Source organism: Gimesia sp., assembly GCF_048262075.1.
GTDB lineage: Bacteria > Planctomycetota > Planctomycetia > Planctomycetales > Planctomycetaceae > Gimesia.
Window position 1 is genome coordinate 26,355 of sequence record NZ_JBLXFK010000004.1, and the last position, 25,029, is coordinate 51,383.

Consider the following 25,029-nt stretch of genomic DNA (forward strand, 5'->3'; position numbering starts at 1 on the left):
GCACAAGGCCCTCCAGAAAGAAGGGCCTTGTAAGTAAGCGGTTGATTAGTTGTTACTTCGTTGCGTAACGCAGATCCATCAGCATCTGTGTAATACGAACTGCTGTTTCCTGGAGTTGGTATTTTTCACGAGTTTCGCATCGCGAAATTTTGTCGTGAACCTGGAACCAGCTTTCAAATAATTCTGAACTTTTTGTTCGGACCAGCGCTGTCGGTGTTGGCCGCATCAGAATGAGCCGATGTAGTTCATGGGCTGTGTTAGAGAAGTCACGAATGGAATTCTGAGTAGATTGTCTGAAAGAAGGAGACTCCGTTGACAGCCACTGCTCTGCAATCACAGAGAGCTGAGTACTCTGAGTTTCCAGGGAAACAACGAGCTTCGCCAGATCAATACTTTCAGAAGGCTGTTCGATTCGCAGGGAAACCCGCAACGCATTGATTGAATTATCAACCTTGTCCAGCAGTTGAAGAGCAGCCGGGCTTTCAACCGTGTGGAACATGGCTGAGAAGTCTTTCCATGATTGTTCAATATAAGAGAAAGAGGTAATCAGGTTGTTCGTGGATTCATTATGGTTGACCGTATCAATCAGGTTTTCGACGGTTCCATAAAATTCGTCGGAAGTCGCAATATAATTTGCTGGTGGCAGGCTGATTAACAACCGCAGAGTCGCTCTGCGATAAAATTCATCAACATCACGTTTGAGCGCTTCTGTCAAGTGAGCGATTTCCTGCATATTCGCTCCATCTTGAGGTAACCACAGCAATTCTTGAATGGAGCGGTCTTGTTGAACGACTCGTTGAATTCCACGACTTAAAATCCGATTGTGATAGGGACGCAGACGGGTTGCAAACGAATTCCAGGAATCACGAAAAGCCAGGTATTCGCGTTTGATTGCATCATAGCTTTGGCGATCGATAATCAAGTTGGAAACCTGAATCATGCGTTGCTCTACTTCTTGGCCGGCTCTAACCAGCTCAAATTTCTGAGGTTCACGCGAAAGTTCAATCTCAATATCTTCTACAAGAATTCCAAGGGCATTTGATAGTGCCGAGGTTTGAGTTAAAAGTTCTGTTCGTTTCAGTTGAGGGCCCGTCTGAAGTAAATCTCCCAGCTTACGGTCTGACAGATTCATTCTTGCAATCAGGCTCTGAGATTCCCGGTCCAGTCCGCGTACATTTTCCAATTGAAGAGAGACAACTCTCCAGAGTTGATCAATCTCACCATATTCAGCAGCGATTTGATTTAAATCACTGTTTCGACGTACTCGATCTGCAAGGATTGAAGCACGAGCTCTTACTTTGAGGACATCTGCAATGTACTCTCTGACTCCGGGAACCTGATACATCACTCGATTCAGGCTGAGAGCAAGCGCGGAGCTGTCTTTGGAGAATTCTTCCAGAGTCTGGCGAACCTCATTGATATTGATCCGAGATGCATTCAGTTGCGGAGTGGGAGGGAGATCTAAACCAGAAGGTTTGTATTCCCGATCACGAGTCGCTAGCTCAGATTTCTCTAACAAGCGAAGTAAATCATTGACTAATTTACTGTTTCCATCATTGGGAGATTGTGCCTGGGCGGTTTGATTTAAGCAGGTTAGCGTGAGTCCGGATACTAGAAGAATAACGATAATCTGGGGACCAAAGGACTTAAAGTCCTTCCGAATCTTGTGATTACTAACAGCGTGGCGGAAGCGGGAATACATTCACACAATCCTTTCTCGTGAATTCTACGGCTTGACCAACAAGTGCCTTCCTTGACGATCACTTAGTCGATGTTGTGTAAAGACCGAGCATGAAATGAAGCTCGAAACAATGGGCCCTGTCAAAAAATGGACATTTGACAAAATGTGCCAGAAGTTACCGGGGAAGATGCCCTTTAGAAAAAAGAGACTCCAATCGCTCTGTTCCAGCATATCAGGCGGCGAAGTTTACTGGTTTTGGAAATTACGTCAAGACCATGCTCAGATGTAATCCCCCCTTACTCTTGATGGTCTCAGATTCCTGACTCAAATGGAGACTGTAGTCGACAGTATAAAACTTCATGTGGGGCTTTAGGGGGATTGGCGTGAAGGTTTCTGGGTGGGGTGTATTTTTAGGTTATTTCGCGAGTGAATCCAAATTTAGTGTAATCATAAAATGGACGATGAATGGTTTGATCCATTGTAATTATGGGGACGTTTAGCTGTATGTTGTCAATGTTACACTCTTACGCTTGGGTTCGTATCATTGGCTTAAATAGATAGAAAACTATAAGTGTAATAATATTATAGAGATAAGGTGGTCGTTTGGTATGTGGAAATTGTTTGGCACGCTGAATGCTATAGTTTCTAAACAGCCACTTAAACAATAATCGTGTGACATCACTATGATTCTTTTATGAGATGGATATTGATGATCAACAATAACAGGAGAGTTTGAAATGTTAGTATTAACTCGAAAACGAGATGAAGTGATTCAAATTGGTGACAATATCGTAATCAAGATTTTAAAGACAGGTAAAGGAGCTATCAAAATAGGTGTTGATGCTCCCGGTGATATTCGAGTGATCCGAGGTGAGCTACTGGAAACTGAGAAGCAAACAGAGCCCGTAGAGTCTGTCGGCTCAGTTCAAAGTAAACAGGGCTTAAATGCGCAATGTGCATAGCAAATTGAAATTGTGGAACGGGGCATATTATGTGAGCCGTTATATATATCTATTAAAAAATCCGTTAAGCCATCATAGAGGAAGTTGATAGGCCGGACTTAATAACCGCATTGCGGTTGATTTCGGAGGGGATCATGAACCGATCACAATTTAATTATACACAAACTGAAACCATCAATTCTGCGCGACTATTTGTGTGGAGTATGGTGATTCTACTGACAGCTGTTTTTCTGTCAGGATGCACTACACTATCTCACGCTGCAGAATATGACCCATATCAGAATCAGTTCAATCAAAATGAATCTGGCCATTCATTTGAACGTGACCATTTTAATTATGGTCAGGATTCACTTGCACCTTCTCATACAAACGGTCGCCGTCATCAAAGATTTCGCCCTGTATCAGATGAAAGTCGATTCGATGAATATGAACACAAACTGAAGCAGTTGTTGTCAGAAGAACCTCAAATTTATGGACGTCCTGGAAAGCAAAACAACTCTTTCTCCAGAGATCGATTTGATGCCAGTCAGAGACGTCAAAGCCGAGAGAATATTGATAGCAATATCGATAGTCAAAAATTACGCGAGCTGATTCGAGAACTGCAACAGAGGAGTATGCCGCAATATGACAGAGATCGATACGAAACAGAATTCCCCAGACAATATCCTGTTGACCCAAACCAGGAACTGAGAAATAAAATATCACAACGATATTCCAGCGACTCAGTAGTGGGAACCTTACAGAATCTGGATCCTCAAAGAGCTTATTCGTTTTACCTGGAAGTGAACCGTATGATCGATTCACGTCATGTCCAGCCGCCTTCTTACGATGTTAGAACCAGAAAATCACTTCAAAATCTGATTTATGCCGTGGAAAACCAGAATTTCATAAATGCCAATCGAGTGGCAGCATCACCAGAACAAATTCGTATGGCACAACAAAGATGGCAGCAGCTGATGAATCAGAATCCTGCTCAAAATGCACAGGACTCAGTAACTGTAATGCGTCAGGCTGCTGACATCGCAGGAAGTCTATTGAGAATGCAGGCAACGTGTGTGATTTATGAATTTGCATATGGTTCTCTGGAAGCTCTTGATAAACACTCCCGTTTTGAATTTACACCAAGTTCCTCAGGTCCCCGCGTGGATGCAGGGGGTAATAGTGTTGTAGGTGTGGGGGTTCAGTTGAAGACTCATCAAGAGGGAGCTGTTATTCTAAGAACGTTGAATGGAGGAGCAGCACAAAAAGCGGGACTGCAAAGAGGCGATGTGATCGTCGGGGTCGATCAGAGAAATCTATCAGGTCTTTCTCTGGACGATGTAGCTAATCTGATTACCGGTCCAGTAGGTTCCTCGGTTGCTATTGATGTTCGAAGAGGGGATAGAAACGCCAGAGTGAACCTGAATCGCCAGCCAATTCGAATTACCAATATCAGTGAAGTCAAAATGGTTGATGCACAACAGAAGATAGGACTTATTCGGCTTGAAAAATTCGGAGAGAGTGCCGTTCAGGAGTTAGATCGAGCTTTATGGAGTCTACATCAACAGGGAATGAAATCTCTGGTATTCGATCTGAGAGGAAATCCTGGTGGGCTACTGACAGAAGCCATTTCGATTTCAAATCGATTTATTCCGTCAGGCAAAATCGTTTCAACACGGGGACGGAATCAGAGTGATAATACGATTGAATCAGCTACACATGATCAAACCTGGAAAATGCCACTTGTCGTTTTAGTTGATGGTGACAGTGCAAGTGCCAGTGAAATATTTGCTGCTGCTATTCAGGAAAATCGACGAGGGTTGGTTGTTGGTAGAAAAACTTACGGTAAGGGCACCGTACAGACTCATTTTCCATTGCAGTCTGTTGCCGGTACTTTCTGGTTAACCACAGCCAAGTTTTATTCTCCAACGGGTCGTGAAATGGCGGGCGTTGGAGTAAATCCGGACATAACCGTTAGTATGAGCGAACGTGAGCTGGAAGAAATAGGACCCATTGACCGGGACCTGAAGGCTGGTGTCAGCGCTATTTTAAGTCAAAAACCAGGTGAACTGGTAAATAATATGTCTGGCAGACCGCAGGGCCGACCAGCACAATTTCAGTTTTCAGGCTAATTTTGAGGTCTCTGGAGAATCAAGTATTATCTTGATCCTGATAAAATAAAAGCTCTCGTATTTTACTGGATTCGATACAAAGCAGATTGCTTTTCCGGTTGGCCCGGGTATCGAGCTTAGTCAGATGCGAGAGTATTTTTTATCAATAACCAGACCTTCAAAATCGATGGTTTAAGTAACTGAAATTTGAGTTTTTATGATGAAGTGTGAAATTTCGCGAGATATCCAGGCAGCTGTCAACCTGATTCAAGATGGAGAGTTGGTAGCTTTTGCTACAGAAACCGTATATGGGCTTGGAGCCAATGCACTGAATCCGGAAGCCGTTGCACAAATATTTGCTGTCAAACAAAGGCCGCACTTTGATCCGTTAATCGTACACATTGCGGGCACTGGACAGCTGGATGAACTCACTACTGGATTATCATCAACTGCTGAAAAACTGGCATCTACATTCTGGCCAGGCCCATTGACATTGGTGTTGCCGAAAAAAAAAGTTGTTCCCGATCTGGTGACGTCCGGACTGGATTCAGTTGCCCTACGTATTCCTGCTCACCCGGTTGCCAGAAAGTTACTGGAATTAACCCAACTGCCAATTGCGGCACCAAGTGCAAATAAGTTTGGACGTCTCAGCCCAACCCGAGCTGTCGATGTCGCTGAGCAGCTCGGCGACGAAATTAAACTAATTCTGGAAGGTGGACCTTGTACCGTTGGGGTAGAATCCACAGTCATTCAGTGCACGGGGGAGGTGCCTGTTCTACTCAGGCCTGGGGGAATTTCACTCGAAGAGATTCAAGCTTGTATCGGTGAGATTCGGCTGGCAGAAATAGAAGATTATGCCGAATCAAGTTCACCAGTCAGTCCGGGAATGTTGCCAAAGCATTATGCTCCAAGTACTCGACTGATCATCGTTGATCATCTGGAACAACTGCCTGCATCAGGCTCACTTGGGGTCTTGAGTCTTTACCCCCTTGAGCAAACAGAATTCAGAAATTACGAGTTTGCAGCTCAACAAATATTATCTCCTACGGGAGACCTGAATATGGCTGCTGCAAATTTCTTTGCAGCACTCAGAAAATTAGATGTGTCTGGAATTGATCAGATAGTTGCCTTAAGGCTACCGGAGTTGGGATTGGGAAGAACAATCAATAATCGTCTCGAAAGAGCGGCAGCATCTTAATTAGAAGCTTGTGGTCTCCTGTTTCCGATATCTCAAAATACACTGGTTAATTGTTGCAAAGAATTGATCTTTTTGAATTGGTTTTGTAGCGTAACTGTCACAGCCTGCTGCCAGACACTCTTCACGGGCACCACTCATGGTATGAGCGGTCAAGGCAATAACAGGATATAAATAACCCTGTGATCGGAGTTGTTTCGTGGCTGCATATCCATCCAGTTCTGGCATCTGCATGTCCATCAGTATCGCGTCGTATGGTGAGTTCGCATCCAAAGCTTCTAGTGCTTTTTTGAAAGCAATCAAGCCATTTTCGGCTATTGTGACAGTATTGCCAGTTTTTTCTAACAGGTAACGGATCAGTTTTTGATTATCGATTCCGTCTTCAGCCAGCAGAATGTTATAATTCATCTCCGTGAAGTTAGATTCAGTGGTTTGAAGAAATGTATTTTTGCATTCAGTATCAAATGTAGTTTGGTCGACAAGCTCCTGCTCCTGGCAACTACCCGTTTTGACAGTCACTGAGAAAGTGGTTCCGTGACCATATTCACTTTTAACTGATATTTCTCCACCTAGAATATGGGTCAGACGCTTGCAGATTGTCAGGCCCAGTCCTGTCCCTCCATATTGCCGTGTAGTTGAGGAATCTGCCTGCACAAAAGGCTGAAATAGACGCGAGATTTGATCACTTGTCATTCCAATTCCGGAATCAATCACATCAAATTGGATCACGGGCTCATTCGGATCAATCGATGATGCTGCGACAATCAGTTGTACCCGACCTTGTCTGGTAAACTTGATTGCATTGCTCAACAGGTTTATCAGAATTTGACGAAGTCTGACAGGGTCGCTCTGAATCCATCGGGGAACAGGTCCATCAATCTTGACGGAGAGGTCAAGTCCTCGGTCGATTGCTCGAATTTCCATTAACGTTTTTACATCGTCCAGCAACTCAATCAGTGAGCAATGAATGGCTTCTACTTCCAGTTTATCCGCTTCGATTTTGGATACGTCCAGAATATCGTTGATCAATTCCAGTAGGTACCCACCGTTTTTCTGAATTGTATCAATATGTCGATTCATCTCTGGGTCAATATTGCGCTGTCTCATAATTTCCGCAAAACCCAGAATCGCTGTCATTGGTGTTCGTATTTCATGACTCATGTTTGCCAGAAACGAACTTTTAATATGACTTGCTTTTTCAGCATCCTGTTGTGCAATGACCAGATCTTCAACCATGCGATTAAAAGCTTCGGCGAGCTTGCCAATTTCGTCTTGTGAATCAATAGAGATACGGTGGGCCACATTACCTGATGCAATAAGTTCTGCACTCTTTGAGAGTTCCAGAATTGGAGAGACAATCCCACGCGAGATCATCCAGACAAATAACAGGCCAAAAAATGTCCCCAAACATGTTAATATTCCGATTACCAGCTTCGCTGACTGGATTGATGAATCCGCATGATGAGTCGTTTTCACAGTTTTAAAATGTATCAGTGGGTGAGCCTGATTCTGTAGTAAAGCATCAATCGAGTCCAGATTCTGTTCGAAAGTACTTAATAATTGATCGATTTCATCAGTGATCTTGACTAATTGATTTCCGTAAGCAGTTGCCTCTGTGAATTTATTCTCAATAATCTTTAACCTCTTAAGCTCTCCACGATTCGAAATAATATCCAGATATTGACCTTCAAACTTTTTAAATTTCTCTTCCGCGTCAAATATACGTGAAAGTAATGTTTGATTCCGATTTACTATATATTCTTCGATTAAGCCGAAAGCGATATTCAGGTACTTTTCCATATTATAAGTCGCTTCCGCTTTTTTGATTCCAACATCAGACTGATCGTCATTTGACTTCAGTCGCTCGCGGTCTATCAACTGATTGATAATGCTGACTTGGTTTATAAAAACATTTAGAGCAGCATCACGTCTATCGGTGAGATCAATAACTTGCGAGGCCCTCTGATTATATTTTTCGTAGAGCGACGCGATCTTTTTTCTTAATAGAAGTTCATCATTCGATCTTGCCAGTCTCTGATAACGCAAATAATTATCTGTAAATCCAACTTGAGAATTTGTCAGTTTTAGGAGATGTTTCTGGTTTCTGTCACGAACGTAATCTAAAACTGAGCGGGCGATTTCTCCGGCTTTGATCTCCATTTCGAGAACGGATTCTTCGAGAGGTTCATCTACATTTACGAGTTGGGATATGTCCTGGTTTATGAGTGAAATCTGGAACCAGGTTACCATTCCACTGACAACCTGAATCAGTACAAGCAGACCAAATGCAAATTTGAGACGATCTGCGATCGACCATTTTCGCAATTTGGAATCGACTATGGAAAATGGCGTAGAGGTTTTCATTAATTTACTGGAGATATGAATTACTAGACTTGGATTCAGAATTAGAAGTGAAGCAGGATTATTTTCAATCAGACAAATTGTCTGCAGAAAAGTCTTCTGCATACCAGGTAGAGGCAAAAACCTCCTTAAAACTTTATGCTAAAAAAAAACGTGATGATTTAAGATATCTAAATCATCACGAAAATATGGAATATGATTTGGGAAAATATGATACTTGCAGATTGAAGTGATCGTAACAGCCAGGAATTGAATCAGATGTAGATAGGGGGATTGATTTGCAGACGAGTTCTCAATGAAAAAAAACGCCAGCACCGTTCAGAGGGGGGTGAACGATACTGGCGGTCAACAAAAATCTGGTTTTCTAATTGAAATACTGTTGTGATCAGAATCCAGACAAATTATTCGGCAAAATAAAAATACAGGAAACAGATCGTATCGGCCTCAATTTCAACCAGATAGATTCAAAGTTGCTTGCTCTTGAGAGGTAACTTAGTCGTGTATCTGATAAATTCCAGCTAGCACTTCACTAGATAAAGTTGTTATCAGGTCAGTATAAGTTATCGTACTGTTCTTGAGGTAATCCCCACAAGAAATAGAAAATCGACTTTTAAATCGATTGTCAATGATTCTCGGATCAGTACGGAGTTGACGATTATGACGATGTTTTGGTTGTGGAACTCGCAGAAGACAAGCTGACAAAATATGCAATTTATATTCAGGCGCGCACAAGGCAATGAGATCTGATTTCAGTTGCTATTTCGTTGAGTGGCAGAACTTTATCGGCCAGTCCAGAACCAACGACGGCAGCGGGCATTCCCCAGACCACGCTTGATGCTTCGTCCTGCGCAATAATCGTGCCACCAGAGCGCGCAATATCGAAACTGCCTTCGATTCCATCCTCTCCCATACCAGTGAGCATGACAGCCAGTGTGGCATTTCCAAAATGTTCTGCAGCCGACCTGAATAGTGGATTTACAGAAGGTCTACAGAAATGTTCGGGTGGGTCTTGATTTATTAGTGTAACTTTTTGTCCATCTCTTTCGCCAATAAGAAGATGACTGCCACCGGGGGCTACATACGTTTTAAGGGGCTCTAGTGGTTCATTGTGTTTGGCTTCGACGGTTGTTCGACCGCTGTCTTTTTGAATGTGTGCGGCCAGGATTTCTGTAAATCCTGGGGGCATATGTTGTACAATGAGAATCGGGATAGGTAAGTCGATGGGAATCTTTGGTAATAGTTCTGCTAGTGCTTTAGGACCACCAGTGCTGGTTCCTATAACAAGGACTTCCGGTTGTTTATAGAATTTGATATTTTTACTGAATAAAGTCTTTGTCTTTGTTTCATGATTCTTTGTTTTATTCTGAGTCGTTACATTATTTTCAGTGTCGGATATGGTTTTTTTGAGTGCTGTGCTCTTTGAACCAACACCTTTAATCATCATGACCAGTTCTTGGGAGAGCACACGAATGCTTTCCGCGGCACTGGCAGTTTGTGGCTTTGCTACACATCCGACAGCACCAAGAGAAAGCGCTTTAACAGTCGTTTCTGCACCCTTAGAGGTTAGGCCACTCGCCATTATGACGGGGATGTTAGTAAATCGTTTTTGAATTTCCTTTAATGCCGTCAATCCATCCATCACAGGCATTTCAACATCCAAAATTACGACGTCAACTGGATGAGACTTCATCCAACTTAAGGCGCATTCACCATTCATTGCCGTACCGGCAACGATAATCTCAGGATCTTGTTCAAGTGCTCTGGAAATCAACCCCCTGATTACAGCTGAATCGTCGACTATGAGAACGCGTATTGGGTCAGATGACATGGTAACTTCCTTGCGTTTAACAAACTCAAATAGGTTTGGTGCTTATTAGAGGGACCGTAGAATTGCTTATTCTTGTTTCAGCCATATCCCTCTTTATAGGATAGGTCAGATAATTCACGCTCGAGAAATTGTCATTCATTTTTTTAAAACTATTTGGTGACAGGTGCTGGAACAACTGCTTTCTTCGCTATAATCCGATTGTCGGGAAGAGATCTTTCAATCTGTATTTTAATGTTCGCTGGTTTGCTCAGTCAGCATACTTCAGTATAGGAATACCCATGCCGGTTCATCCTCAAGTAGCCCAATACCTGGAAGAAGTTTCAAAATTAGCCTTACCTTCTTTCGAAGAAATGACTCCGGAATTCATTCGTAGTACGCTCACTCCCTCGCCGGATCCACATATTCCAGCCAGTAGCATTGAGGATCGATTAATTCCAGTAAATGATACGGCGCTACCAATTCGAATCTATACACCACCTGAAGTAATAAGAAGGGGAGAATTTCCTGTTCTTGTTTATTTTCATGGTGGAGGCTGGGTGATGGGTACATTAGACGCCTATGATGGCTTATGTCAGGATTTAGCCGGCATCGCAGGCTGTAAAGTGATTTCTGTGGATTATCGTATGGCTCCGGAGTTCACCTACCCGGTTCCATTTGAGGATGCTTATTCAGCCACTGAATGGATTTCAGTACATGCAAAAGAGCTAGGCATTGATCGCAATCAAATAGCAGTAGGCGGTGATAGTGCCGGTGGGAATCTTGCCACTGCAGTTGCTCTAAAAGCAAGACAGTCGAAATATTTGAGCCTGGTTTTTCAGTTACTGGTTTACCCTGTCACAAATTACCAGTTTGATACAGAATCATACCAGAGTTTTGGAACTGATTACTTTCTTACAAAACGAGCGATGGAATGGTTTTGGGATCAGTATCTGCCTGACGAATCTGCGGGTAGGGAAATCTATGCTTCGCCACTCCGCTGTAAAGATCTGGAAGGGATGCCAGACGCTCTCGTAATTACCGCTGGATATGACCCACTTTATAGTGAGGCGGTTCAGTATGTTGAAATGTTGCGAAAATCTGCCGTGCATGTGGAACATTTAAATTATGAAGACATGATCCATGGTTTTTTCAGGCGATCCGATTTATATGAGCGTGCTTTTGAGGCGGTGCAAGCTGCAGGGCAAAAAATGAAACAGAGATATTCTCGCATGTAAAATTATAGTGAAGCATATTATTCTTCTGCAGCAATTTGATGGATGCGCCCCGCTATCAGGATTTGCAGAATGAAGCAGCAAATCAGGCTCAAATAAAATGCAGGCAGCAGAATACCAGCTTCTCCGACAGTATCTTGGAACATTAAATAGAAAACATGTAAAAGGGGGGTCGCGCAAGATTCCACTAGGATAAATGTGCCAATCGCAAATGCCAGTGCTCCCCAACGCACCACTAGAGAATAGTATGTTAATAGATGTAGAAAAACACAGAATTGGATGATCACCAGAGGAACCAGTGAGTACAATCCAGAGCTGGTAAGATAAGTGATACTTTCAGGCACGATTAATATTACCAGGATGATAGTGAGGCTAACCGGTGTCAGGGAAAGTAAGATTCCACCCACTTTCTCATAGGCAATCCGAAACAGTGAACTTGGCAAAATAGACAGGAGCGGAATCATTTTTTGAGTGCGCTCTTCTCGAAAGATCCGTGAAGTATAGATTGTGCACTCCACAACAAAGCTTATGAACAGCAACAAGAGAGAGGCACTTACCAATTCCTTCCATGTGAAGGTCCGAATTGATTTAGAAGTGGTATATTGATCGAATAATATTCCTCCACCTACCACGATGGTAATCAAAGCTGGATACAGAACCAGCTTCAGTAGACTTGCTTTCATTCCACCACCTGAGAACAGGTACTCTTTCCAGACAAATGGATTTGTTCCGGGCCGGGAATTCATAAAGCGTTTGATCGCTTGTTTTTTTCTACTTCTGGACTCGTTGATAGTTGTTCTGTCAGTACAAAAATCAAACGCGAACCAGGCAGTAATAAAGAACAAAATACCGAGTGAAACATTACTGATGACTTGCGTGCTCAGAATAGATCCTGAAAATCCTGTTGTCAGAATGTGCTTGATTTGTTCAATCACAGAATGTTCTTGACTGATTTCATATAGATACCTGCTACTCATGGAAAATGAATCGGTTGAAATGAGGTATCCACGTGCTTGAAGATTGATAGTGAGATGATATTGAAGAGTTGGAAACAAGAAGTAGAAAAAAAGTGCACTAAGTACGAGGGCAATCGCTTCGCCAGACCTTTTAGCATAGACAGAACAGAGTAAGGCAAAGTTGGAAATCAGAATTATATAACCAATCATAGCAGTCAGTGTGGCATATATTTGTAGTGGAGTGATTCCTCCTAATGAAACTGAAAGCAGTAAAAAAGGTAGTTGTCCCATTAAAAGCAAAATCACTCGTAATGCTCTCACACTGGATTTTCCAGCTAGTAGTGCAAGAGTATTGATGCCGGCCAGCTTTAAGAGAGGCAGCGTTTCTTCTTCTTTTTCTTCCGTGATTGCCGTGGAGAAGAATCCAATTCCAGCCAATGTTACCAGCCAGAAGTTGAGCCAGATAATTTTAGAGAAAAAATCCAGACCAGGTGAACCAACACGTGAACTGGTTAACCAGGAAGAAAAGAGAATACAAAACACGATTCCAATACAGGCAAAACGAAGCAGGTGTGTCTTTTTCTCTTTCGTATCTTTCTTCAGTGCAAAGCTGGCAAAAATGAATGTACCTTTCAAGCCTCACCTGTTTCCTCAAGTAAATTAAGCGTACTTAGCCGCCATGTTCAGACAATGGAATATCAAGTGAATATAAAATCAGACCCTCTTTCTTGAAGATGTACGGTGTCTCAGGAAATAATGAGTCTGGGATCTTAGCAAATACGAGTAGTTTTCCTTGATGATCCGGCCAACTGATATCCTGATTTATCTGATCTGATGAAACATTTAGTGCCTTCTGCACAAGTAGTGGATAAAACCGTTCAAAATCAAAATCTTGTTTTTTATCTGTTGATCTGACAAAAGGCAATAAACCCCTTGGTCTGATATATCTTGAATCGAGTAGTGGGTTTTTTGTTAGTACAGGGAAAAGCCTTCGGGATTTCCCCCGATAGATCAATTGATGATTTTCCATTTGTAGTTCATAGATTTTTGAACCAAATACAAACTGAGCCTGTTCAATCTGGCTGGGAAATTCTTTACCGATAACTAGCGAGAGTGTTTCCAGTCCGGACTCATTAGCAAGAAATGAGACTAAATTTGTTTCAAGAAACGAATTTGAAATTCTAGCACGATGGAAAAAGGTTCGAAAAGAATTCGGGGGAATATCAACCTGTATTTGTCCATTAGTTCCACTGGTGGCAAATCCATTCACTTTGAAATAGGGCTGACACGTTGAATAAATATGTGATTCGCCGGAATGGCTGATTTTAAAACTTCCACCAGATACAATTCCCAGGCTGGACCATTCAGAAATATTTGTTTTATGATTCGGGAGGCTCTCAGCAACAATCAGAGAATGAATTTGAGAAGTCTGATTCGTACTATATCGTCCAACAATTAGGAATATGAAACAAAACAGAAGCGTACTCAAACCATAGACCAAATAAAAAGTACGATTATGTTTGCAGTATTTAGTGATCAGATAATAAACTGGTCCGACAATTATTAAATAAATAAATGAAAGCAGAAATATTAGATACCAAATTTGTTTTGGCTTACTGAGTTCTGTTAAGGTTGCCAGCAATTCTTCATCAAAGTTCTGTTCAAATGCATTCCCGTATGTAGAAGCAGAGTATGCGACATCCGTCTCTGATGCTTGATAATTATTCTGCATCCTGTTTTTCGGAGTGACTGAATAATGCTTGTTTGTGTTTATGGTTTGTCGTAACACTGCCGGTGAAAGATCACTCAACTTATGTTGATGGAAATAGATGACTCCATTTCCATAATATATAGGAGAAGCATCTCGTTTTATGGGATCATATGCTTCAGGAAATAATAGTGGATCACCATTTGAATTATTAAACAGGTGCAAAATTCCCCCGGAGTAAATCCATTCCATAAATGCTTCGCGTCTTGTTTTTTCCCACTTGGGAATGTGATCTAAGATCACTTCCTGCAATGTATCTGTAGCACCTGTAACGGGAGGATAGAGATCCTCCGGAAACTGTTTTACACTTGGAATCACATGGCTCAAGCTACCCGGAGTAACCAGTTGAATAAGCGATTTATCAGGCACAGGTAGAGGGGCAAGGAAAGTTTGAGAATGCTGTATGTCTGCCTGGTGCCAGCTTACTCGCCAGTTGCCATTAAAGTCAGTAAAGTAGGGATAATACTGAATCCATTTTTTTTCAAATGGTGCTATATAAGTGGTTGCTGAAAGGGCAATATCAATCTGTTGTCCACGAAATGTTTCCTGGTGAAATTCAATTTCACCTTCAAACGGTTCGGGATCAGGATTTTCTACCAACACTGTCACTGGATTAATGTGATATCCAGTCGGACGATCATTAAATCCCCACCGTATCTCATGAATTTCAAGTGCTTCGGCCACCTGCTCGTTAACGACAACGAAAATCAATAGCCCGATTAAGCATTTCAGGTATGAATTAGCGGAATTCATTATTTAAATTCTAATATTCTCCGAGCAGATTCGAGTCGTGTCGGTTGGCAAGGTTTTTGAGAATTGTAGTGTCGGTCAACTGACTGATATATTTTACAGACCCATCTCCAAGACAAAAATGGGCGCCTTCAGAATGGTAGCTTGAAAATCCCCCTACCTTCAGTAGAGATAATTGATCTTCCGTGGTAAATTCATCTGAGGCTTCTGAAAAAGATTCTATTTCATATCCACCCATGCCATCCAAATCGTGATTCTCTTCAAAGGAATAACGACCTCTACCACCATAGTTGGATCTTATACTAATACGATTCGGTGCAGACGTACTGGAATTAATATTACTTCCCATATTCCTGAGTGTTGAAGATGTTCCAGACGTCCAGCTTAAAAAACCGCCGTCACTGGCCTCACCAATAAAAATCGTATGTGAGCGACCATCTTTTAAATCTTCTTCTCGAATACTGCTGTTTAAAAACAAAATACCATTATTGTTGATATCTATTGGTGATTCTGAATCATTCTGACAGCCTGTATAATTGAAGGTGTCATTTGGATTGGATGGACAATAAAATCCAGGTATGAAATGGTTGACTATTTGGCGATTTTGGAGATCGTAAACACCGTATTGAAAGTCATAATTAATGAATGCTGTTTTCTCGTCTAATTGTGGCAATATTTGAATCAACCATCCTACATGATATCCAACTGGCTGATTCAGAATTGGGCCAGTTGAGTTAACAGATCCAGATGGGAGTACCCGATGTGCCATCTGATAATTTTGCAGGGCCAGACCGATTTGCTGAAGATTATTTTTGCAGGTCGTTGCCCGCGCTGCTTCCCGGGCCTGCTGCACTGCCGGCAACAAAAGTGCAATCAGTACCGCGATGACCAGAATCACTGTGAGTAATTCTATCATGACAAATCCAGATTGTTGTTTCGCATTATCAATAAATGATTTCATGTTACAACTACTCATTTCGGAAGAAATGTAATACAGGTGCCGTTGTAATGCTCTAAAACTCTGAGAGGAGTTGACCATCGTGTCGATTTGCCAGGGCTTCATAGACAGACTGGTTTATATTCTCACTCAGAAATCGAACTGATCCATCACCAATTCCAAAATGTCCACCACCTGTGTGATAGCTCGAAAAACCACCTACAAAGGAGTTCTTAGGATCATCATTGGTCTTCGAACTGTTAGAAAGGATGGTTTCATCTTCTGGAGCGAAGCGTTCTTCAAATTCAGCCCGTCCTGTGAATATTTTTCCATCATCTGAGTTAATGAAGTTGCCGGCATTTCTGAGAGTCGACCGAGTGCCTGAAACCCATCCTAGTTGATTCCCTTCTATAAATTCGCCGACGAACAAAGTTTTGGAGCAACCATCCAGAATATTATCGAATCTGACACTGCTGTTAAGAAAAAAGACTCCATTGTTTTCGACACCAATCGGTGCTTCAACATCATTTTGAACTCCTGCATAACAGTGTCCCTGATTCGGGTTGGACGGGCAATGCAATGTTGCAATACGATAACTGGCGACTACTTTGTTAACAGGGTCATATACACTTTTATTAAAGTCAAATTTATTAAAGGCAGTTCGTTCATCCAGATAAGGTAAAATCTGTAAAATCCAGCTGACATGATACCCCTTCGGTTGATTTATGATCGGACCAGTGGGGTTAATTGAACCTGGAGGAAGGACATTATGAGCCATCTCATAATTTTGTAATGCTACATTGAGTTGTAACAGCTTGTTTTTACAGGATGATCTGCGCGCTGCTTCCCGTGCCTGCTGAACCGCCGGTAGCAGCAGGGCGATTAAAATGGCAATAATTGCGATTACTACCAGTAATTCGATCAGGGTAAACCCCCAGCGTTTTCTCTGGTCACAATCAACATTAGGTGATAAACAATGTTTCATAACGGTTCCTTCATTTCAGTTTCTCTTATGTGAGAAGGAGAATTAATTCTCAATTGCTGTATTTGAAAACTGGACAGGCCATTCACGAATAACGCGAACTCGTTCGACTGCCTTGGCAGGATAGCTTGCTTTAGTTCGAATCAGAATGGTGCTATGATCTTGTTCTGAATCTCTATCAATCTCGATGACCACCTCTCCAGAAAAAGTGCCTCCTATTTCTTGAGGTGATATTAACCAGGTTTCTCCTGAATAAGTCATATTTTCATTGAGTTTTCTGATTGTGCGTTGTGCCGCAGCCTCAGCAAGCCAGGTCGCCTGTAAATGCTGTTGTGATTTTTTTAATTGATTGAGTTCAATTGAAGTCTGCTTTAATAATTCACCAATGATAGCCAATGTGAGAATAAGACAAACTAACGGGATGATGACTACGGCACCCTTTCGGAGTGGAAACTTTGATTTAGAATTCTGGGAGAATACAGAGTTTTGATTAATTGATTTCATATTTTACCTCAAGCTTATTGCTCGACTCGCATAGCGAATGAGTGCTTCTGGTTGACCACGGCCTCAAAATCAAAATTTCTGAATGGTAATTTTATCGTATCATTTTCAGATGATTCATCGGGTGGAATTATTATTTTAAGAGAAGCAATCTGCCGCTGTTTAAGATTTTCAATATTAAATTGAAGCCGCAATTCTGTAATCTGATATTCGTTTCTTGAGATTGACTGATCAGAAAACGTTTTTTCACGGATAATGAATCTCCCATTTCTGTTTTCACCTGCTGAGTAAACGATGTTACTACCGGCATCAAGATTCAGCTTTAGTATTTCAGAATTATCTTCTGTTGATATTGAAGCTTTTCTGGCAACTGCGACGTCTTCACGAAATTGATTCGACAATCTCTGCAGGTTAAATGATTTCTGGATTCGGGCAGTCCCTTGTAGTTCTGCACGCATCAGAAATGCCAGCATTGTTACTCCAACAGCAAAAATTACTGAGATCAGCGAAATCATTAACAGCATTTCGATCAGGGAAACGCCATGAGGTATCGATCTTGTAAGCTGATTTATGCAATGTTTACTTCTTAGTATTTTCATTTCATACTCTCCATCTGATAAAACCAGAGCGAAAGTAATAGGGGATCCACCAATTCACCATATGGGTTTTGCCATGATAACCTTATACGAACTTGCTTCATGGCAAATGAATTTGGGCTTTCTATCAAGTCGATGGTGAGTATTGGATCTTTTAATGAAAGACTTTTGGTTATCTGTTCTTCGTACAAATCCAGTTTTTCTGGGGTAAGACTGTTCCACGTTTCTGAAGCATTCAATCGTTCTGCCAGATTGGCTAGTGTTGTGGTTGCCAGAAATTGATCATTGATGGACTTTCTTTGAAGATTTACTACACGTAATGTAGGGACTGCGATGGAAACAGCGGTACTGACTAGAATCAGTGATATGAAAGCTTCAAAGATGGTAAAGCCTGCACGCTTTTCCCACTTCGAATTATTATGATGTTTTGAGATCATTGAGCCAGCTTTTCAACTGAGGTCAAAAATTAATTGGATCATGGGGACAAACAATGCAATTACAAAGAGTCCCACGACTACTCCCAGACTGCAGACAATAACTGGTTTTAAGAGATCTGCGAGCACTTTCAGTTTTCGAGTTCTACGTTGCTCTATCGAGAATGCCAGTGCTCTTAACACTTCCGGAAGGTTACCAACACGCTCAGCCGTGTCACAGAGTGCCGCTTCAGAACTGGATATGAATTTAGCATTCTGCAAAGATGTCCAGAGGTTTTCACCTTGAATGACACTGGTCTGTACAAATTCAGATCGCATCCTGACATCTGCCCATAGATGATATCGGGAAGCTGAGTTTAGAGCGAGCTGAGGTTGTTGCTGTGCTGAAATCGATTGAGCAATCTGTCTCAGGCAGTCAGGTGTATTTAAACGTGGAAACCAGGTTGTAAAGAACGGAACTCGTAAATTAGACCAACCGTAATAATTCCCAATATGAATCAGAATAAGTAACGTGAATGGCACTGAAAAAATTGGTAAGAACAGGAAAAAATTGGCAATGATAAACTCACTAAGATTTATCACGGATAGGGTCATTGGCGGAAGAGCTGTATCGAAATCCAGGAATATCTTTTTGAACTTCGGGATGATCCAGAACATAATAAATCCAGCAATCGTGAATAAGATTGTTCCGACTACTGTTACATAAACAACGAGATAAGTACCGCTGGAGTCTCCCGATTCGTTCTTTAAGAATTTCGAGGTCCGTACCGCGGCATCCCGGAGTGCTAAGCTCAAGGCATTACTCTCTTCTCCGATGCGAATCGATACAATTGCAGATTGAGGGACAAGACCTGGTGTCTCCGACAGGGCGGTTGAAAGGGAAACACCTGAATAGAGCCTACTGCTGAGTAATTCGAGTTTCGCTCTATACTTTCGTGGTCGCGTTTCTGCATAGGCATCAACTTCAGGTCCCAGGGGTATGTTTTTTTCAACACACACTGTTAAAAGCCAGAGTAATTCGGATTCATTAGCCCGATTATTGAGCGAAAAGATATTGAAGATCGAACTTAGCAGTATGCATGCTAATAATAATGGTAAAAAGGATACAAATATTGGCAAGAAGACCAATAACGGGAGCCCTAATAAAATCCATCCCAAAATGCGGATGGATTGAATCTTCATTTGCAGAGGCTCTGGCAAATGGTAGTCATCTCCCTGATTCAGAGTGGATGCTGCACGAAAGCACTGATATTCCTGATAGATAGAAACAAAGTAGAGAATCAGGCTGGGCAAAATTAAAAAAAGAGCGCCCAGGGAAGACTGCTGATTGAAAAGCACGACAAGAATGCTGATACAAACCAACCCAACCCCGCAGAACATCATGAAAAGTGAAAAGAGTATCCAGCAGACTCTGATGAGAGGGTTAACGCCCTGATGGCCAAAGTCATTTATTCTCCGAGCAAGCAGAATCGAGGAAATTCCTGCAATCGGAAAATAAGCAAAATATGCCAGACAGAAAATGAGACCGAGCGATTCCACTAACGATTTATCTTTCTAGTAATTATGAGAGAAAATTAAGAAGTTTGAAGAGAGGCAAGTAGATCGCGCCTATCGGGAATATCACAATAATTAAGATTCCGGCTAATATGATTGGCTGTAGCGCAAAAACCAGTGATCCAGTTTTCATATTTGCCTTGGCCTGGAAAATGTTGCTGCTGGCGCGTAAAGAATCGATGAATATATCCGGACGATCTTGCCATCGAAAAATATGCACAAAGTTTTTTGAAAAATGAGAACTTTCTGAGGAGGCTTCTGAGAGACTCAAGCCTTCTTTCGTTCTACTTTTCAATAAATGACAACCCGCGATCAGATTTGGGTCTTTTGTTATTTTTGCAGACAGTTCGATGGCATCGGGCAGATTTATTTTTGCTTCTGTCATTGTTGCCAGCATGCGACAAAACTGAGCATTTGATGTGTTGCTGAGAATACCGCCAAAAATGGGAATCTTATTAATCAGCCGTCTGCGAATAGACTGCAATTTGAATAAATCAAAACTGAACCAGAATACTATAGAAATCAGCAGAAACCAGCCCAGTATCTGAAGACCATACTCTGACAGTACATCTGAGATATGAAAAGCCAGAACGGACAGACCGGGTAATTCGGTTCCAAAACCTTCAAAAATTGATTTAAAGTTTGCAACTACAGTAACCATCAAAAAATAAAACAGAAGAAAAGAAACAGTAATTAGAACTCCAGAATAGAATAGGGAGATTTGTATTTTGTGTCGGGATTGCGTGAGGTACCGTTGGCTTTCGATATAATCTTCGATAATTGATTCCAGGTGTTTTGTTTGTGCTCCCGCAAGAATTAGTGATTCCAGATGATGTGGCACTGAATTCAAGTGTTTATTAAAACTATCTTCAGGAGTGATGCCCTGCTCCAGATCATTGGCTATATTTTGGAAGATACGGGATAACTGTCTGGAACTTGTCTCCTCAGCCAGTGTCAGCAGGCAGGCAGAGAGAGGAATTCCATCAATTTTCGGTTGAGAAACTTTAGGCAAAATGTTGACAAACTCTGAATCTTCATTCCAGACAGCCTTTCCAAAGTCAGAAAGTTGCTCACCAGAAAAGTCCTCAATTTCCAAAGGTTCTGCTTTCTCGCCAACGACATTGTTTTCTGGTAGTAGGAGGTCTACTTGCAGGATTTTTAAACCTTGTTCCATCAATTTAATCCGTGCGGACTCATCACTCTCTGCATCAATTACCCCTTGTAGTTTCTGTCCCTCTTTGTCTTGGCAGGTATATGAATAGCGATTCATTATAGTGTGGGACTCCCTAGCATTTTTAATAACTCGATAAAAGGCAGGAACACGATAATGGCGTAACTGGCTGTGATTCCACCAGCAACAAAAACGAGTAAAGAGACTGGAATAATTCGTTTCGCCCAATCTATACGATTATTAACTCGCGTTTGATATACGCGTGAGATTTCAGAAAAAATTCTGACAAGATGATTTTGATGAGCGTCCTTCATCAACATCTTTTTTATAAAGGACGGATAAAAATTACTGTCTCGTATTACATCTGGTAATGAAGTCCCACTTTTCAGTTTTTTAGAAAGTATTTGTGATTCAGCTATCAGTTTTGAATTTCCGGTAGATTCAGCGGCAAATATCAGTGAATCATGAAGAGGAACTCGGTATGAAAGCAGGATGCTGATCATTTTGGTAAAGGTCGAAAAATTCATTTCTAGTATCAATTTCTGATACCCTGGTATCCAACCATAGGCAATGATTGAAATAACACTCCCGAATAAAGAATTATTTTGTTCTCTTGTACTGAGGAAAGAGAACCGGTTCACTTTCCAGCTGATGATCAAAATTAACAATATTAAAGGTACAATGAGAAACCAGCTCTGGTAGAAACCAAAAAACTTTGATACTAAATCCATTAACGGGGTATTAGGCAGATCGAACATCTGTTGTATAACAAGTAGTTCCGGAAAGATGATAAAGCAGGCAAATAGTGAAAGTAAAAAAGCCATTACCAGAACAATGCCGGGGTATAACAGGGCCATACCAATTTCCTGACGGAGTTCTATCCTCGATCTGGTAAAACTGGTGTAAGCAGACAAAGCTTCTGGTAGTTTTCCCATTCTTATGCCGGATTTCAGCAAGGATATATAAGAAGGGGGTAGTTCCCATGAACCTGATTGGATGGCTTCTTCGAGTGAAGAACCACCCTCAATTTTGAGCGCCAGTTGTTCGGTAAATTGTTTTGAATCTCTGCTTAGGTGCCTGGCTGCATTTCGCAGACCTTGGTCAAGTGGTATGCCTGCCTGAATCATCGCGATCAACTCGTCGTTTAAATCCACCAGACTTTTGATCGAAATTTTCTGTAATTTTGTGTTATCAGACTTCAACATACGGGTTGGATTCTTAACTTTTGGGTTGTGTTGTGGTCAGGCGTTCATTTTACTCCGTCGGTTAGTCTTTTGCCATCTATCATTTTCAAAATCATCCAAACAAGAAAACCGGGCTATATATAAGTTGATAAAGGAATCACCGATTTCCGATTCACCTTACTAGATACTCGCTGGAGCAATTTTTGTTCAAAAGATTCATCCCGTCGTACGATAGTCTCAGAGCCGATGGAAGCAAATGATCCATCAGTAAGTTGCAATTCCAAATTCCTTGCCACGATCTCTTCAGGATTACAGTTTACAGAATCCTGAATGCAAATTAAAAAGGAAGGCATAGAGTAGACTGAGTATTAAATATCATTAAACTCCTGGCGTAAGAATGTTTTTAACGATTTAATTTCAATTCTGGAAAGTGTCTCTTCAATGATTCGAACAAAAATAAAGTCGGCGCTGCATACTTCTAAACCAGGAGAAACGATTAAAGTTTGTGGCTGGGTTCGTACGCGTCGAGATTCCAAAAGTGGATTTTCTTTTGTTGAATTGAATGATGGCAGTTGCATGGCCAATCTGCAGATCGTGATTGATCAAAATGTTCCAGACTACGAAAAACTGATAAAAGATGTCACCACTGGCAGTAGTCTTTCGGTAACAGGTAAGGTGATGGAGTCACCCGGAAAAAATCAGAGAATTGAATTACATACAGAGTCATTCTATCTCTATGGCACTGCTGATGCTGAAACATACCCCCTGCAGAAAAAACGACATAGTTTTGAGTTTTTGAGAGAAATTGCTCATTTGCGTCCCCGCACTAATACTTTTGGTGCGATTACAAGAGTCAGGAATGAAGCAGCAACTGCCATCCATCGTTTCTTTCAGTCGAGGGGTTTCGTCTATATCCAAACCCCTATCATTACTACCAGTGATTGTGAAGGTGCAGGTGAGATGTTCCAGGTGACTACTCTCAATTTAGATCGACTGGCTCAAGCCCAGACAAAGATCGATTTTTCGCAGGACTTTTTTGGAAAGCCGGCATCTCTGACTGTTTCCGGACAATTGGAAGCTGAAATATTTGCCACATCCATCGGTGAATGTTACACATTTGGCCCCACTTTTCGGGCAGAGAATTCAAATACGACTCGACATTTGGCAGAGTTCTGGATGATTGAGCCTGAAATGCCATTCTACGATCTGCAGGATAATATGGTGCTTGCAGAGAGTTTTGTAAGAACTGTTATCGGTGATGTGCTGGAGAATTGTGCAGAGGATATGGAATTCTTCAATCAAAGGATCGACAAAACAACTCTCGAGACCTTGCGAACTATTACTGAAAATGATTTTATTCGCATCTCTTATACAGAAGCGATTGAGATTGTGAAATCCAGTGGAAAAGAATTTGATTTTCCCATTAAATGGGGCAGTGATATGCAGTCTGAGCATGAGCGGTTTCTGACAGAAGAACATTTTAAGCAGCCAGTAATTGTATATAACTATCCCAGATCAATTAAACCATTTTATATGCGCTGCAATGATGATGGCAAAACAGTTTGCGCTATGGACGTACTTGTGCCAGGAGTCGGAGAAATTATCGGCGGTAGTCAGCGGGAAGAACGTTACGATATCCTGATAGACCGAATGAAAGAAGGTGGCTTGGACCCAGAAGAATACTGGTGGTACACCGATTTGCGAAAATATGGAACGGTACCACATTCAGGCTTCGGATTGGGTTTCGAGCGACTTATTCAGTTACTTACATCAATGACTAACATCAGAGATTGCATACCATTTCCAAGAACTCCTAAAAATGCAGAGTTTTAGGATATTCAAATGTCAAAATATTAAGGGTTTAATAAATACTTCTTAAACCAATTAACGACAGCTTGACTTGCACGGTTTTGGTCTTTTCCCTTAAAGCCGTGCGCGGCATCCTTTATCACGATTAGTTCTGCTGGAACTTTTTGTTCCTCGAATTGATTCATGATATTACTACTATGAATAATGGGGACCAGTTTATCTTGGTCTCCATGTATTAACAGTGTTGGTGCATCATCTGGAGTAACGTGAAGTAAAGGCGAAAAATCATCCGCCAGATCCGCTTCAAACTGCAGTGCTGGGAACCGATGATAATAGGTTGAATTTTCATTCACAAATTCTCGTATATCTGTCGGTGGATAATAAGCGGCGACGGCAGCTACCCGATCACTGTTGTTTAAAACAGGGTCTTTTGCATTAGGATCGCCTTGATCAGATGTCGTACCGAGCATTAAAGACAGATGTCCGCCCGCGCTACCTCCCCAGACGCCGAGTTGGTTCGGATTAACCCCATATTCCTGTGCGTGATGTCGAATAAAACGGACACTCCGACGAACGTCTTCCACGACTTCCGGGATTTTAAACTTCGGGCTGCTGCCATGTCTGACACAGAATACGGTGAATCCCTCATCCAATAGTGGATTAAACCAACCCAGCATGTTTTGTGGTTCCGTCCAATTTGAGTACCAGCCACCACTTACCATAAATAATACACCAGCCCCATTGGGCTTCTGTGGTTGGAAAACATCAAATGTCAGTGCCAATCCAAATTTATGGCCATAAACAACATCGGGAATGATTTTAACTTTTTCATCAGCACCAGCCGTGTATCGGGGGAGCAGAATCAGAACCAGTAATATACAAGCTATAATAGTTTTCATAAAATCTCTCCAGAATTTGTTTTCTTGCAAATGACATCATGCAAGAGTTGTTTTGAAATACAATCTTAGAGCAAAGCAGGTTTCAGCTCAGCAGTAGCGAATAAGAGTTGAGTGTTCACTTGGAGTCAAAATCTTATCCATAGATTATCTTGACCATACT

Annotated in this window: 19 protein-coding genes; 5 read left to right on the forward strand and 14 right to left on the reverse strand. The window is 41.6% G+C overall.

Annotated elements, in window-relative coordinates:
* Nucleotides 1–52: 52 nt before the first annotated feature.
* Nucleotides 53–1,702, reverse strand: a complete 1,650-nt coding sequence (locus tag ACN0YH_RS09775) for a hypothetical protein (RefSeq protein ID WP_417379390.1) — start codon at nucleotides 1,700–1,702, stop codon at nucleotides 53–55.
* A 716-nt stretch (nucleotides 1,703–2,418) separates the two neighbouring features.
* On the opposite strand from ACN0YH_RS09775, the gene ACN0YH_RS09780 reads away from it, so the two are divergent.
* From ACN0YH_RS09780 to ACN0YH_RS09790, 3 genes are all read left to right on the forward strand, one after another.
* A complete protein-coding gene (locus tag ACN0YH_RS09780; RefSeq protein ID WP_417379391.1) occupies nucleotides 2,419–2,643 on the forward strand; it encodes a carbon storage regulator in 225 nt (74 codons plus the stop codon).
* Nucleotides 2,644–2,777: 134 nt separating this feature from the next.
* A complete protein-coding gene (locus tag ACN0YH_RS09785; RefSeq protein WP_417379392.1) occupies nucleotides 2,778–4,754 on the forward strand; it encodes a S41 family peptidase in 1,977 nt (658 codons plus the stop codon).
* 196 nt (nucleotides 4,755–4,950) lie between these two features.
* A complete protein-coding gene (locus ACN0YH_RS09790; protein WP_417379393.1) occupies nucleotides 4,951–5,931 on the forward strand; it encodes an L-threonylcarbamoyladenylate synthase in 981 nt (326 codons plus the stop codon).
* Here the strand turns inward: ACN0YH_RS09790 and ACN0YH_RS09795 are convergent, their stop codons facing one another.
* Together ACN0YH_RS09795 and ACN0YH_RS09800 are read right to left on the reverse strand one after the other, a co-directional pair.
* Entirely contained in the window at nucleotides 5,932–8,088 is a 2,157-nt protein-coding gene (locus ACN0YH_RS09795) for an ATP-binding protein (protein ID WP_417379394.1), read from the reverse strand.
* 919 nt (nucleotides 8,089–9,007) lie between these two features.
* Nucleotides 9,008–10,117, reverse strand: coding sequence for a protein-glutamate methylesterase/protein-glutamine glutaminase (locus ACN0YH_RS09800; protein WP_417379395.1), 1,110 nt, complete (start codon nucleotides 10,115–10,117; stop codon nucleotides 9,008–9,010).
* A 278-nt stretch (nucleotides 10,118–10,395) separates the two neighbouring features.
* Between ACN0YH_RS09800 and ACN0YH_RS09805 the strand changes: the two genes are divergently transcribed.
* Nucleotides 10,396–11,331 carry an alpha/beta hydrolase gene (locus ACN0YH_RS09805; RefSeq protein WP_417379396.1) on the forward strand — a complete coding sequence of 312 codons (936 nt, stop codon included), beginning with the start codon at nucleotides 10,396–10,398 and terminating at the stop codon, nucleotides 11,329–11,331.
* A 17-nt stretch (nucleotides 11,332–11,348) separates the two neighbouring features.
* On the opposite strand, the gene ACN0YH_RS09810 is transcribed toward ACN0YH_RS09805, so the two are convergent.
* From ACN0YH_RS09810 to ACN0YH_RS09855, 10 genes are read right to left on the reverse strand one after another with little or no spacing between them, the layout of a single operon-like run.
* Nucleotides 11,349–12,920 (reverse strand): hypothetical protein, encoded by a 1,572-nt coding sequence (locus tag ACN0YH_RS09810; RefSeq protein ID WP_417379397.1) that lies wholly within the window; start codon nucleotides 12,918–12,920, stop codon nucleotides 11,349–11,351.
* A 34-nt stretch (nucleotides 12,921–12,954) separates the two neighbouring features.
* On the reverse strand, nucleotides 12,955–14,805 hold the full coding sequence (locus ACN0YH_RS09815; RefSeq protein ID WP_417379398.1) for a hypothetical protein: 1,851 nt from the start codon (nucleotides 14,803–14,805) through the stop codon (nucleotides 12,955–12,957).
* Between the two features lie 10 nt (nucleotides 14,806–14,815).
* A complete protein-coding gene (locus ACN0YH_RS09820) occupies nucleotides 14,816–15,763 on the reverse strand; it encodes a DUF1559 domain-containing protein (protein ID WP_417379399.1) in 948 nt (315 codons plus the stop codon).
* A 52-nt stretch (nucleotides 15,764–15,815) separates the two neighbouring features.
* Entirely contained in the window at nucleotides 15,816–16,724 is a 909-nt protein-coding gene (locus tag ACN0YH_RS09825; protein WP_417379400.1) for a DUF1559 domain-containing protein, read from the reverse strand.
* Between the two features lie 42 nt (nucleotides 16,725–16,766).
* Entirely contained in the window at nucleotides 16,767–17,225 is a 459-nt protein-coding gene (locus ACN0YH_RS09830) for a hypothetical protein (RefSeq protein WP_417379401.1), read from the reverse strand.
* Nucleotides 17,226–17,239: 14 nt separating this feature from the next.
* Complete coding sequence (locus ACN0YH_RS09835; RefSeq protein ID WP_417379402.1) at nucleotides 17,240–17,821, reverse strand: PulJ/GspJ family protein; 582 nt, start codon at nucleotides 17,819–17,821, stop codon at nucleotides 17,240–17,242.
* A complete protein-coding gene (locus ACN0YH_RS09840; RefSeq protein WP_417379403.1) occupies nucleotides 17,818–18,255 on the reverse strand; it encodes a hypothetical protein in 438 nt (145 codons plus the stop codon). Before ACN0YH_RS09840 ends, ACN0YH_RS09835 begins: the two co-directional genes overlap by 4 nt.
* Before the next feature lie 12 nt (nucleotides 18,256–18,267).
* A complete protein-coding gene (locus tag ACN0YH_RS09845) occupies nucleotides 18,268–19,791 on the reverse strand; it encodes a type II secretion system F family protein (protein WP_417379404.1) in 1,524 nt (507 codons plus the stop codon).
* A 22-nt stretch (nucleotides 19,792–19,813) separates the two neighbouring features.
* Nucleotides 19,814–21,076 carry a type II secretion system F family protein gene (locus ACN0YH_RS09850; protein ID WP_417379405.1) on the reverse strand — a complete coding sequence of 421 codons (1,263 nt, stop codon included), beginning with the start codon at nucleotides 21,074–21,076 and terminating at the stop codon, nucleotides 19,814–19,816.
* Nucleotides 21,076–22,182, reverse strand: coding sequence for a type II secretion system F family protein (locus ACN0YH_RS09855; protein WP_417379406.1), 1,107 nt, complete (start codon nucleotides 22,180–22,182; stop codon nucleotides 21,076–21,078). Before ACN0YH_RS09855 ends, ACN0YH_RS09850 begins: the two co-directional genes overlap by 1 nt.
* 420 nt (nucleotides 22,183–22,602) lie before the next feature.
* On the opposite strand from ACN0YH_RS09855, the gene asnS reads away from it, so the two are divergent.
* A complete protein-coding gene (asnS, locus tag ACN0YH_RS09860) occupies nucleotides 22,603–23,994 on the forward strand; it encodes an asparagine--tRNA ligase (RefSeq protein ID WP_417379407.1) in 1,392 nt (463 codons plus the stop codon).
* 20 nt (nucleotides 23,995–24,014) lie between these two features.
* Here the strand turns inward: asnS and ACN0YH_RS09865 are convergent, their stop codons facing one another.
* Nucleotides 24,015–24,869, reverse strand: a complete 855-nt coding sequence (locus ACN0YH_RS09865) for a prolyl oligopeptidase family serine peptidase (protein ID WP_417379408.1) — start codon at nucleotides 24,867–24,869, stop codon at nucleotides 24,015–24,017.
* Nucleotides 24,870–25,029: the final 160 nt, after the last annotated feature.